Source organism: Bradyrhizobium japonicum USDA 6 (assembly GCF_000284375.1).
Taxonomy (GTDB): Bacteria; Pseudomonadota; Alphaproteobacteria; order Rhizobiales; family Xanthobacteraceae; genus Bradyrhizobium; species Bradyrhizobium japonicum.
In genome coordinates this window covers 2,186,801-2,199,109 of sequence record NC_017249.1, presented here as the reverse complement: position 1 = coordinate 2,199,109, position 12,309 = coordinate 2,186,801, and the positions used below count along the sequence as shown (strand labels likewise).

Below are 12,309 nucleotides of genomic sequence, written 5' to 3'. Positions count from 1 at the left end.
CGCGACGGCACTTCGTTAGTCCACCGGCAATGGTGCGTCGCGCTTGATCTCTTCCATCACCGCATAGGTTCGCGTCTCGCGCACGCCCGGCATCGACAGCAACGTCTCGCCGAGGAAGCGTCGATAAGCGGTCATGTCCGCAAGCCGCGCCTTCACAAGATAGTCGAAGCCGCCTGCAACCATGTGACACTCCAGCACCTCGGGCGCGAGTTTCACCGCGCGCGCGAAGCGCTCGAAATTGTCCGGCGTGGTCTTGTCGAGCAGCACCTCTACGAACACCAGAAGACCGAGGCCGAGTCGGTGCGGATTGAGCCGCGCGCCGTAGCCCTCGACAAAGCCCTCCCGCTGCAACCGCTTCAGCCGCTCGCCGACCGAGGTCGGCGACAGCCCGATGCGTTCGGCGAGCTCGACATTGGCGATGCGCCCGTCCTGCTGCAGAATTGAGAGGATCTTCCGGTCGGTTCGATCAAGTTCCATACTTTATGTGGCCAATGTACAAAAGATCTTCATTTTCTAAGGCAAAATTGCTAATTTGTCTATCGAACTACGGTCTAGCGGGCCTTATCCTGGATTTCAGCCACAGGACACGCCATGCCGAACATCCCGCCGCCCTTCACCGCCCCCTACGCGCCCGACGATGCCGAGATTGCCGCGCGGCTCTTGCCGGCTTCGCATCTCAGCCCGCCGCAGGAGGCGCGGATCGACCGCACCGCGACGCGGCTGATCGAGGCGATCCGCAAGCGCGACGACCGGCTTGGCGGTGTCGAGGACATGCTGCGGGAGTTCGCGCTTTCGACCAAGGAGGGGCTCGCCCTGATGGTGCTGGCCGAGGCGCTGCTCCGCGTGCCCGACGCGCGCACCGCCGACCAGTTCATCGAGGACAAGCTCGGCGAGGGCGACTTCATCCACCACGAGACCAAGTCCACGGCCTTCCTGGTCAACGCCTCGGCCTGGGCGCTCGGCCTGTCGGCGCGGGTGATCCAGCCCGGCGAGACGCCCGACGGCACCATCGGCCGGCTGGTGAAGCGGCTGGGCGCGCCGGCGGTGCGCACCGCCACGCGCCAGGCGATGCGGCTGATGGGCAATCATTTCGTGCTGGGCGAGACCATCGAGCAGGCGCTGGAGCGGGGTAAGCCCCGCTCCGGCCAAAAGACGCGCTACTCCTTCGACATGCTGGGCGAAGGCGCGCGCACCGCGGCGGACGCCACGCGTTATTTCGACGCCTATGCCAGTGCGATCGAGACCATCGGCAAGGCGGCGGGCAACCATCCCCTGCCCGACCGGCCCGGCATCTCGGTCAAGCTGTCGGCGCTGCATCCGCGCTTCGAGGCGATCAGCCGCAACCGCGTGATGGTCGAGTTGGTACCGCAACTGCTGGACCTGGCGCAGCGCGCCAAGGCCCATGATTTGAACTTCACCGTCGATGCCGAGGAAGCCGACCGGCTGGAGCTGTCGCTCGACGTGATCGCGGCGACGCTCGCCGATCCTTCGCTCAGCGGCTGGGACGGGTTTGGCCTGGCGATCCAGGCCTATCAGAAGCGTGCCAGCGCCGTGATCGACTATGTCGACGCGCTCGCCCGCGCCCATGACCGCAAGCTGATGGTGCGGCTGGTCAAGGGCGCCTATTGGGACACCGAGATCAAGCGCGCGCAGGAGCGCGGGCTGGACGGCTATCCCGTGTTCACGCGCAAGGCGATGACGGATCTGAACTACGTCGCCTGCGCGTCAAAACTGCTCGGCTTGCGTCCGCGCATCTTCCCGCAATTCGCCACCCACAACGCGCTGACGGTCGCGACCGTGCTGGAGCTTGCGCAAGATGGCGGCGGCTTCGAATTCCAGCGCCTGCACGGCATGGGCGAAGCGCTTTACGAGCAGCTCGCCAAGGATCACCCCGACATCGCTTATCGCACCTATGCCCCGGTCGGCAGCCACCGCGACCTGCTCGCCTATCTGGTGCGGCGGCTGCTGGAGAACGGCGCCAACTCGTCGTTCGTGGCGCAGGCGGCCGACTATCGTGTGCCGGTTGCGGCGCTGTTGCAGCGTCCGGCCGATGCCATCGTCCGGCCGCAAGCGGCGGCCCATCCCAAAATTCCGTTGCCGGGCGATCTGTTCGCGCCGGAGCGGCGCAATTCACGCGGCGTCGAATTCGGCGCGCGCGCGGCGCTCGACCGGCTGCTGGCAGACGTGAAGGCCGAGGCCACCGGCCTCAAGCCCATAACCGACGCAACGCCGGACCGAGCCAATGCGGCGGTGACAGCCGCGCGCGCCGGCTTTGCCGCCTGGAGCCGAACGCCGGCGGCCACGCGCGCGGCTGCGCTGGAGCAGACCGCGCATCTTCTGGAGAGCCGGAGCGCCCATTTCATCGCGCTGCTGCAAGCCGAGGGCGGCAAGACGCTGGACGATGCGCTGTCGGAGCTGCGCGAGGCCGCCGACTTCTGCCGCTATTATGCCGCACAGGGTCGAAAGCTGTTCGGCGTCGATGCCGCCATGCCGGGCCCGACCGGCGAGAGCAATGCGCTCGCGATGCGCGGGCGCGGCGCCTTCGTCGCGATCTCGCCCTGGAATTTTCCGCTGGCGATCTTCCTGGGCCAGGTCACGGCGGCATTGATGGCCGGCAACAGCGTCGTCGCAAAACCCGCCGAGCAGACGCCGCGCATCGCGCGCGAGGCCGTAGCGCTGCTGCACGAGGCCGGCATTCCCAAGAGCGCGCTGCATCTCGTCACCGGCGACGGCCGCATCGGCGCCGTGCTGACCGCGCATGCCGACGTCGCGGGCGTCGTCTTCACCGGCTCGACCGAGGTCGCGCGCCTGATCAACCGGACGCTCGCCGCCAAGGACGGGCCGATCGTGCCGCTGATCGCGGAGACCGGCGGCATCAACGCCATGATCGCGGATGCGACCGCGCTGCCCGAGCAGGTCGCCGACGACGTCGTGACCTCGGCCTTCCGCTCCGCCGGCCAGCGCTGCTCGGCGCTGCGGCTGCTGTTCGTGCAGGAGGATGTCGCCGACCGCATGATCGAGATGATCGCGGGCGCGGCGCGCGAATTGAAGATCGGCGACCCCGCAGATGTCGCGACCCATGTCGGTCCGGTCATCGACGCCGAGGCCAAGCAGCGCCTCGATGCGCATATCGCGCGGATGAAGAGCGAGGCGCGGCTGCACTTTGCCGGCACTGTGCCCGACGGCTGCTTCGTCGCCCCGCACATTTTCGAGCTCAAGGACGCCGGGCAGCTCACCGAGGAGGTGTTCGGCCCGATCCTGCATGTCGTGCGCTATCGCGCGGAAAAGCTCGACCGCGTCCTGCAGGCGATCGAGCGCAGCGGCTATGGACTCACGCTCGGCGTTCACTCCCGCATCGACGACACCATCGAGGCGATCATCGATGGCGTCCAGGTCGGCAACATCTATGTCAACCGCAACATGATCGGCGCCGTGGTCGGCGTGCAGCCATTCGGCGGCAACGGGCTGTCTGGAACCGGCCCGAAAGCGGGCGGCCCGCATTACCTCACACGCTTTGCGACCGAGCAGACCGTGACGATCAACACCGCGGCAGCCGGCGGCAATGCCGCGCTGCTTGCGGGGGAAGAGTGAACCTCGCTTTCGGATTCGCGTCCTCACGACAATGCGCGATATCAGTTCCGTCATCCTGAGGTGCGAGTGGCGCGATGCCAAGCATCGCGCGGGGAGCCTCGAAGGATGAACGGCCGCCTGGATGCAGCCTGACCGTCGCCCTTCGAGGGCCGCTTTGCGGCCACCTCAGGGTGACGGATCACAGCAATGAGCCCTGCGCCTGGCGCCGTTGCATCGCGCCGAAACATCGGTCTAATGCTGCCATGACTTGGCCCGCGCCAATTCCAGCGCGCGGGAAACAACAAGAGCGAGGGAGCTACGCCGCGATGGAAAAGGGCATTTTTGCAGGGCTCAAGGTTCTGGACTGCGCGAGCTTCATCGCAGCGCCCGCGGCTGCGACCGTGCTGTCGGATTTCGGCGCCGACGTCATCAAGATCGAGCCGCCCGGCGCCGGCGACCCTTACCGCAATCTGCCCAACATTCCGGGCTATCCCACCAGCGAGCATAATTTCGCCTGGCTGCTGGAGGCCCGCAACAAGAAGAGCATTGCGCTCGACCTCTCCAAGCCGGAGGCGCAGGCCGTGCTCTACAAGCTGGTCGAAGAGGCCGACGTCTTCATCACCAACATGCCGCCGCCGGTGCGCGCCAAACTCGGCATCACCTATGACCATCTCGCCCATCTCAACGACCGGCTGATCTACGCTTCTTTCACCGGCTATGGCGAAAAAGGCGAAGAGGCCAACAAGCCCGGCTTCGACAGCAACGCATATTGGGCGCGCTCCGGCCTGATGGACCTCGTCCGCGCCGACACCCACACGACTCCGGCCCGCTCGGTCGCCGGCATGGGCGACCATCCCTGCGCCATGGCGTTCTATGGCGCCATCGTCACCGCGCTGTATCAGCGCGAGAAGACCGGCAAGGGCTCGCATGTCGCCTCCAACCTGATGGCGAATGGGGTGTGGGCGGCAAGCGTGCTGGCGCAGGCAAAGCTCTGCGGCGCCAAGTTCGCCGAGCGACGCCCGCGCGAGCGCGCGCTAAATGCCGTCGCCAACCACTACCAGTGCAAGGACGGCCGCTGGCTGATCCTGTCGCTGCTGAGCGAGGAGAAGCAGTTCCCGACGCTGGCCAAGTGCCTGGGACGCGAAGACCTGATCACCGATCCGCGCTTCGCCACCAAAGCCGATCGCCATGCCCGCTCGGTCGAGCTGATCAAGATCTTCGACGAGACTTTTGCGACGAAGGATCTCGCTGAATGGCGCAAGATCCTCGACGGCAACGGCCTCGTGTTCGGCATCGTCGGCATTCTGGACGACATCCCCAACGACAAGCAGATGCTCGACAACGAGGTGCTGGTGCCGTTCGAGAACGACACCATGCTCACCATCTCCAGCCCGATCTGGATCGACGGCGCCAAGAAGGTCCAGCCGCGCAAGCCGCCGGCCGTCGGCGAACACAGTGACGAGATTTTGCGCGGGGCGGGATACGACGAGAAGGCGATCAAGCAGCTGCGGTCGTCAGGCGCGGTGGGGTAAGGCGGCGCCACACAGCCGCAACCTCGTCATTGCGAGCGCAGCGAAGCAATCCAGAATCCGACCGCGGATGCATTGCTGGATTGCTTCGCGGCGCTCGCAATGACGGCTTGGAAGCATCCCGGTATAATCATCGGCAAAGCTCCCGCGCCGTGAGGCCCTCATGCCCAACTACCGCCTGCACTACTTCCCGGAATCCGGCAACAGCTACAAGCTGGCGTTGATGTTGACGCTTTGCGGCGAGAGGTTCGAGCCGGTGTGGACCGATTTCGGCGGCGGCGTCACGCGCACGGCGGAATGGCGCAAGGCCGTGAACGCGATGGGCGAGATTCCCGTGCTCGAGGTCGACGGCGTGAAGATGACGCAGACCGCGCCCTTGCTGCTGAAGCTTGCCGAGCAGTACGGCCGTTTCGGCGCCGAGACCGAGGACGAGAAGTTCGAGCTGCTGCGCTGGCTGTTCTGGGACAACCACAAGCTCACCGGCTACATGGCGACCTACCGCTTCATGCGAGCGTTCACCGAGAAAAACGATCCGCAGGTGCTGAAGCATTTTCGCCGGCGGCTCGAGGACTTCCTCGGCATTCTCGACGGACATCTCCAGCACAATGCTTTTGCGATCGGGGCGAAGCCGACGGTCGCCGACATCTCGATGATGGCCTACCTGCACTATCCGAGCGACGAGCACGGTTTTGATTTCGCGGCGAGCCACCCTGCCATTCACGCCTGGCTCGGCCGCATGGCCGCGCTGCCCGGCTGGAAATCGGCCTATGAGCTGCTACCGGGACAGCGGATGACGAATTACGCGAAGTGAGGGCGCTGGCACTAACCCCTCAGCGCCAGCCAGCCGAGCGTGAACAGAATCCCGCCGACGATCACGACCACCGCGACCGCCCAGGTGCTGACGCGGATGCTGCCGGTGACCTGCTTGGCTTCCTCATTGCGCGCGATCTCGCGATTGCGCTCCTTGTCGGCGTCGCTGGTCTCAGTCATGGGTCATCCAAATCGGTTGCTGGTTTTATCCGGCGCGTGATCTCTTCGAAAAACCGCTACACACTTTTTCCGATCACGCGCTAACGCGTCTTGATGAAGCACATGCCGATGCGGCTCGATGCCGCGGCAGCCTGACAGGTGAGACCTTTAGCACAGCTCCATGACGTAAAACTCTTATCCGGCGCTCCCGATCCCGCATTTTGCAGGGAACAATGGGCGCCCCAGCCATCCTGATATTCGGTGCCGGCCAGTTCGCCGCTGCCGCGGGTCTGCGGCCGACTGGCGAATCCGCGTGAGAAATCAGGGCGTTTGCCCGCGGCGAATGCGGTCAGGATGTCGCGGCGGCGGACCTGGTCGCCGAAGAAATGCGGCGAAGCCGGCACGATAGTGGAGTTCGACGGCTTGTCCGCCAGCCAGTCGACGCCCGGAAAATGGAAGCCGCCGATGCCGCGGGTCTGGTGGCAGCCGGCGCAGGTGACGTCGTTGAGGCGGCGCTGGAAGCCCGCGATCGAGCGGATGTTCTGCATGTCGATGCCACGCGCCGCCGCCTGCTTCAGCGCGCCGACCACGTCGTTGTCGGTGAAGACCCGCTCGCCCTTGTTGTTGTCCCTGTCCTCCCCTTGCACCATGCCGAACTCCGGCTGCAGCGGCGAAGCATCGAGGCCCGCGGGCGTCGGCACCACCGCGGCCTTGGCCAGGAATGTCTCGGGGATCAGCACTGTGCCGCGATCGAACTCGCGGAGATTTTCCGGCGCAAGCAGCCAGGCCTTGAAGTCACGTCGAAGATCGTCGTCGGCGAGGATGCGGTCGCGGTCGATCTGGTTCTCCAGCGTCGATTCCACGAACATCTTCGTCGCGGCGTTATATTTGAACACCTTGAGCAGATAGTCGGAACGGAAATCGTGCAATGCCGATTTCGGCGCGATCGAGATCTGGATATTGGTCTCGATGCGATCGAGCATGGCGTCGGAAGGGGAGATGCCGCCGCCGATCAGCCCCTGCCAGTCCCCATTGTCGAGCCAGCGCCGCGCGACCTCGGCGCAGGTAACAGGCTTGCCGCTCGCGTCGGTCTGGCGCGCATTGCGTGCCTTCATCACCAGATTGAACGTCATCGGCAGACGCGTTGCGGTCTTGCCACCTTCCTCGAAACGCACCAGCCGATAGATCAGCCTGATCTCACCGCACGCCTCCTCCGAGACATAGGCGCGGTCCATGCGATTGACGATGCCGGCCAGCACGAAGCGGGTGTCGCGGGATTTCAGATTGGCCCGATCGAACAGCTGCACGTCAAAGCCTTCGCCGACGCCGATGGTCTCGGTCGGGTACGCCGCCTTCTGCCTGATGACGTAGCGGTCGAATTCCGCGTCGATCGCCGGCGGAATCTCCTTGAGCTGGGACAGCGACGAGAACAGCAAATCGGTCGTCAGCGGAAAGTTTGCGCTCCGCTCCGGCCATAGCAGGCGCGAGATCGTGAGCGAATCGTTCTGGTCAAGCTTTCGGAGCAGATCGGGATCGATGATCGCCGTGCCGCGCGTCAACGGCGCGTTCTCCGCTGCGAAAAGCGAAACGGTCCCGCCAAGCAAGACGGCGGCAGCAACGAGAATTCGCAACGCGCGGCTCATGCCTTCAGTAACACCGCGCAAGCCGGCCTATTCAAGTCAAAAGGCGCCTCACATGGTGGTGAAGCGCCTCCTTGAAGATCGGATATCGAACGCTCAGCGTGCGACGATCAGGCCCTTGCTGGTGACGACGACCCAGCGGCCGTCCTGACGGCGGATCGCATCGACGCGGCCAATTCCGGGGATGGGGTCGCCGGCATAGACCTCGTAGAGACCGCCGCGCCCCTCGATCAGGGCACCGCCATTGGCGACGTCGCGCAGAACCCAGCCGTCGATCGTCGGCAACCGGCCGACCTCGGTCTTGGGCGCGGCAGGGGCCGGAACCGGTGCGGCGGCCGCGGTCGCAACCTGGGTCGGCGCGATCGAGCCGGTGGTCTCCTTCGCGGCGGCGGCTGTGGCCTGCGCGGGGGCCGCGGGCGGCGTGGCGCGGAGCTTGTCGACGGTCTCGGACAGCTTTGCGATTTTGGCCATCGGCTCGGCCTGGGCCTTCTCGAGCTTGTCGAGGCGGTCATTGGCCCGGTTGAACTGGCTGAGGCCAGTCTTGGAGGTGTGCTCGACATTCGCCTTCAGTGCGACGACATCGGCATCGATCCTGGCAACCGAGGATTCGAGCGCGCTGGTGTCGACGACCTGCGCCGGCGCGGGGGCCGGGGCTGCGAAGTGCATCATGCCGGCGGTCGCGAGCGCGCCGCTGATGGCGCCGACGCTGGCTGCAATCGCCACCACGGCGGCCATCGCCGACAGGCGGCGCTTGTCGCCAGTCTCGCGCGGCTCGTCCGCCTTCACATGTGGGGCAAACTCCTCGCGCTCCCAGGAGCGCTCCGACGGCGCCATGACGATGAGCTTGCCGGGCTTCGGCTCGGGCTTGGTCTCGGCCCTGGTTTCGAACTTCGGGACCTCGACCTTGGGGGCTTCCACCTTGACGGGATCCGGCTTGGGCGGCGACTCATGGTCGGGGGCGATCGAGGGGGCCTCGATGCCGGCAGCCTCGACGGCAGGCGCGGTCGCGGCGGCTTCGACGACGCTCGTCTGTTCGCCGATCTCTTTGCCGATCTCTCGGGCAGCCTGCTCAGCCATTGGTTCGCTCACAGTTCGAATACTCCACTCTGGATTGACCTTTTGGTAACTTTCATTGCTTGCGAAATCCTTACTTCGGGACCCGCTTACCGAAATTTTAGGAAGTCATCCGGGGCCGAATTTGGCCGGGAACGTGGAACCGGTGTGGCGGGCGCGAAACAATTTGTAAGCGGGGGAAGATGAACGGCCGCGCAACAGCCGGGCCGTCGCCCTTCGAGGGCCGCTGAAGAAGCGGCCACCTCAGGGTGACGGTCAGAGGGTTGAGCGCGCCGCATCCACCTCGTCATTGCGAGCGCAGCGAAGCAATCCAGAGCCTTTCCGAGGGGGCGGTCTGGATTGCTTCGTGGTCACATCACCACCGGCGCATCCGGCAGCTCGTTCGCATGCGGGCCCTGCGGCGGGAAATGTCGCGACAGCTCGCGCGACACCGTCGCGATGCCGCCGATCACGCCGTGCTCGAACTGGCCGGAGGCGAACTCGGCCTCCATTGCGCGGCAGATGCTCTCCCAGCCCTCCGCACCTACCTTCGCATCGATGCCGCGGTCGGCAACGATTTCGACATCGCGGTCGGCGAGCAGGAGATAGATCAGGACGCCGTTGTTGTGCGCGGTGTCCCAGATACGCAAGTGAGAGAACACATCGAGCGCGCGCTCGCGGGCCGGCTGGTTGCGGAACAGCGGTCGCCCGTCGAGCGCGCCCTCGACGACGAAGCGGACCTGGCCGGAATGCGTGCTCTCACCCTGCCTGATCGCCTGCTCGATGCGGGCGAGCACGGCTGGTGGAAAGATCTGCTTCGCGCGCCAATGATGCTGCACGAGATGTCTGGCAATGCGCTTGATGCTCATGACCGCTACCAGCTCCCCGAGGCGCCGCCGCCGCCAAAACTGCCACCACCGCCGCTGAAGCCGCCGCTGTCGCTGGACGACGATCCGCTGCTCCAGCCGCCCCCCGAAGAGCCGCTCGACCACGAGCCGCCGCGCGACGGCCCCGAGCTTGGCGCCATCGCCGCGAACAGATCGGCGATGAAGCCGATGACGAAGCCCAGCGCTCCGAGAGCGAGCGCGATTGCAAAGGACCCGAGAATGAGCCAGGTCAGCGCTGCGATGATGCCGCCGGTCGCCAATGAGCCAAGCAGCCGCCCCAGCATGGCCCGGAAGAAGCCGCCGACCCCGATCGAGGCGAACAGCGTCACAATGAACAGAGGCGCGATATCATCCAGATTGCCGAAATTCACAGTCGGAGAAGGTACTGGCAGCGGCTCGCCGTCGATCACCCGCATCATGCGATCGACACCATCCGAGATGCCACCGGCGAAATCGCCCGTCCTGAATTTCGGCGTGATGATCTCGTCGATGATCCGCCGTGACGTGACATCGGTGAGCGCGCCTTCGAGGCCGTAGCCGACCTCGATGCGCAAATGCCGGTCGTTCTTGGCGACGACGAGGATCGCGCCGTCGTCGACCTTCTTGCGACCGATCTTCCAGGCGTCCGCGACGCGGATGGAGAACTGCTCGATCGTCTCCGGCTGGGTCGTCGGTATGATCAGCACGGCGACCTGGCTGCCCTTGCGGGTCTCGAAGTCACGCAGCTTTTGCGACAACGCGGCGACGTCGGCGCTCGACAGCGTGCCGGTCTGATCGACCACGCGGCCGGTGAGTTGCGGCACGGCGACATCGGCCAAGGCGGGGAAGGCAAAGGTAAGTGCAAGCGCGAGCAAGAGGGCAAAGCACAGTGAAACAGCAGAACACGCGCGCCACAACCTCGCTGTCATCGCCCGGCTTGACCTGGCGATCCAGTATTCCAGAGCCGCCGGCGGATGACGGAGGAGCCGCGGCATACTGGATTCCCCGCCTTCGCGGGGAATGACAGTCATGCGTGGGGCTGGGCGCATTCGCAAGACGGCGCACAGCTATTTCGACGGCGCCGGCGCCGGCGCCGGATTGAAATCGACCTTCGGCGCGGTCGAGATTTCCTTCTCGTTCTCGACCGAGAAGTTCGGCTTGTCCTTGTAGCCGAACATCATCGCGGTGAGATTGCTCGGGAACGAGCGGATGGTGACGTTATAGTCCTGCACCGCCTTGATGTAGCGGTTGCGCGCGACCGTGATGCGGTTCTCGGTGCCTTCGAGCTGCGACATCAAATCCTTGAACAGCGCGTCCGACTTGAGCTGCGGATAGTTTTCCGTGACCACAAGAAGCCGCGAGAGCGCGCTGGAGAGCTCGCCCTGGGCGGCCTGGAACTTCTGGAAGGCGGCGGGATCGTTCAGCACCTCCGGCGTTGCCTGGATGCTGCCGACCTTGGCGCGGGCATTGGTGACGCCAAGCAGCACGTCCTTCTCCTGCTGGGCAAAGCCCTTTACCGAGTTGACCAGATTGGGCACGAGATCGGCGCGGCGCTGATACTGGTTCACGACCTCGGACCAGTTGGCCTTGATCTGCTCGTCCCCGCTCTGGATCGCGTTGTAGCCGCAATTGGTGAGGCTGAGCGAGGCCAGCGCCGCCAGCACGGTCAGGATCTTGCGCATCAGATTTCTCCCGGTGGAATCTGGCGTAAACTACCAGATTGAACGCGAAAAGCAGCCGATTTACGCAAGCCTCTTGCCTATCCCTGGCTGACATAGTCAACTCAACGAAACAATAAGACCAAACGGAAACGCCAGGGGGAGCGCCATGTCCTCATTCGAGACCATCCTCGTGGAGCGGCCGGAGCCGGCGATTGTCCGGATCGTGATGAACCGGCCTGAGGCGCGCAACGCGCAGAACCTGCAGATGACCTACGACCTCAACGCCGCCTTCGACGAGGCGGTGCAGGACGACGCGGTCAAGGTGATCATCCTCGCCGGCAACGGGCCGCACTTCTCGTCCGGCCACGATCTGCGCCCCGGCGGCAAGAACGCCGCAGGCGTCGATTTTCCGCCGATCGGAAATTGGGGCGGCTTCGCGGAGGCGAACGCGCATGGCCGCTTCGCGCGCGAACAGGAAATCTATCTCCAGATCACGCGGCGCTGGCGCAACCTCGCCAAGCCGATCATTGCCGAGGTGCATGGCAAGTGCATCGCCGGCGGCTTGATGCTGGCCTGGGCCTGCGACCTCATCGTCGCCAGCGAAGATGCGCAGTTCTGCGATCCCGTGGTGACCATGGGCGTCTGCGGGGTCGAATGGTTCGTGCATCCCTGGGAGCTCGGCCCGCGCAAGGCCAAGGAATTCCTGTTCACGGCCGACGCATGGAGTGCGCAGGAAGCGCATCAGCTCGGCATGGTCAACCGGGTCGTGCCGCGCGCGGAGCTTTCAGCGTCGGTGCTGGAGCTGGCGCGCCGGATCGCGTCAAAGCCGTCCTTTGCGCTGAAGCTGACCAAGGAGGCGGTGAACCGCTCGGTCGACGTGATGGGCCAGCCCGCCGCGATCGACCAGGCCTTTGCGCTGCATCAGCTCTGTCACGCCCATAACCTTCAGGAGTTCGGCATGGTGGTCGACCCATCCGGACTGCATCCCTCCGTGCGCAAGCCGCCGGCGGCCGCGGAGTAA

General features: G+C 65.2%; 11 protein-coding genes. 4 read left to right on the top strand and 7 right to left on the bottom strand.

From position 1 onward, the window contains the following. Nucleotides 1-15: 15 nt before the first annotated feature. Nucleotides 16-477, bottom strand: coding sequence for an Lrp/AsnC ligand binding domain-containing protein (locus tag BJ6T_RS10265; protein ID WP_014492276.1), 462 nt, complete (start codon nucleotides 475-477; stop codon nucleotides 16-18). Between the two features lie 114 nt (nucleotides 478-591). Here BJ6T_RS10265 and putA point away from each other — a divergent pair, with 114 nt between their 5' ends. From putA to BJ6T_RS10250, 3 genes are all read left to right on the top strand, one after another. Further along, on the top strand, nucleotides 592-3,591 hold the full coding sequence (putA, locus tag BJ6T_RS10260) for a bifunctional proline dehydrogenase/L-glutamate gamma-semialdehyde dehydrogenase PutA (protein ID WP_014492275.1): 3,000 nt from the start codon (nucleotides 592-594) through the stop codon (nucleotides 3,589-3,591). A gap of 305 nt (nucleotides 3,592-3,896) precedes the next feature. Then, entirely contained in the window at nucleotides 3,897-5,102 is a 1,206-nt protein-coding gene (locus tag BJ6T_RS10255) for a CaiB/BaiF CoA transferase family protein (protein WP_014492274.1), read from the top strand. 160 nt (nucleotides 5,103-5,262) lie between these two features. After that, nucleotides 5,263-5,910, top strand: coding sequence for a glutathione S-transferase family protein (locus BJ6T_RS10250; RefSeq protein ID WP_014492273.1), 648 nt, complete (start codon nucleotides 5,263-5,265; stop codon nucleotides 5,908-5,910). A gap of 11 nt (nucleotides 5,911-5,921) precedes the next feature. Here the strand turns inward: BJ6T_RS10250 and BJ6T_RS47085 are convergent, their stop codons facing one another. From BJ6T_RS47085 to BJ6T_RS10225, 6 genes are all read right to left on the bottom strand, one after another. Continuing rightward, nucleotides 5,922-6,089: a hypothetical protein gene (locus BJ6T_RS47085; RefSeq protein ID WP_014492272.1), complete on the bottom strand. Its 168-nt coding sequence runs from the start codon at nucleotides 6,087-6,089 to the stop codon at nucleotides 5,922-5,924. Nucleotides 6,090-6,169: 80 nt separating this feature from the next. After that, complete coding sequence (locus tag BJ6T_RS10245) at nucleotides 6,170-7,711, bottom strand: hypothetical protein (RefSeq protein WP_028169875.1); 1,542 nt, start codon at nucleotides 7,709-7,711, stop codon at nucleotides 6,170-6,172. 93 nt (nucleotides 7,712-7,804) lie between these two features. Further along, nucleotides 7,805-8,785, bottom strand: coding sequence for a hypothetical protein (locus BJ6T_RS10240; protein ID WP_014492270.1), 981 nt, complete (start codon nucleotides 8,783-8,785; stop codon nucleotides 7,805-7,807). Nucleotides 8,786-9,132: 347 nt separating this feature from the next. Next, entirely contained in the window at nucleotides 9,133-9,630 is a 498-nt protein-coding gene (locus BJ6T_RS10235) for a TPM domain-containing protein (protein WP_014492269.1), read from the bottom strand. 5 nt (nucleotides 9,631-9,635) lie between these two features. Continuing rightward, complete coding sequence (locus tag BJ6T_RS10230; RefSeq protein ID WP_028169874.1) at nucleotides 9,636-10,556, bottom strand: TPM domain-containing protein; 921 nt, start codon at nucleotides 10,554-10,556, stop codon at nucleotides 9,636-9,638. 138 nt (nucleotides 10,557-10,694) lie between these two features. Further along, the gene (locus tag BJ6T_RS10225) at nucleotides 10,695-11,309 is read right to left on the bottom strand and encodes a LemA family protein (protein WP_014492267.1); all 615 of its coding nucleotides are present in this window, start codon (nucleotides 11,307-11,309) and stop codon (nucleotides 10,695-10,697) included. 145 nt (nucleotides 11,310-11,454) lie between these two features. Here BJ6T_RS10225 and BJ6T_RS10220 point away from each other — a divergent pair, with 145 nt between their 5' ends. Continuing rightward, on the top strand, nucleotides 11,455-12,309 hold the full coding sequence (locus BJ6T_RS10220; protein WP_014492266.1) for an enoyl-CoA hydratase: 855 nt from the start codon (nucleotides 11,455-11,457) through the stop codon (nucleotides 12,307-12,309).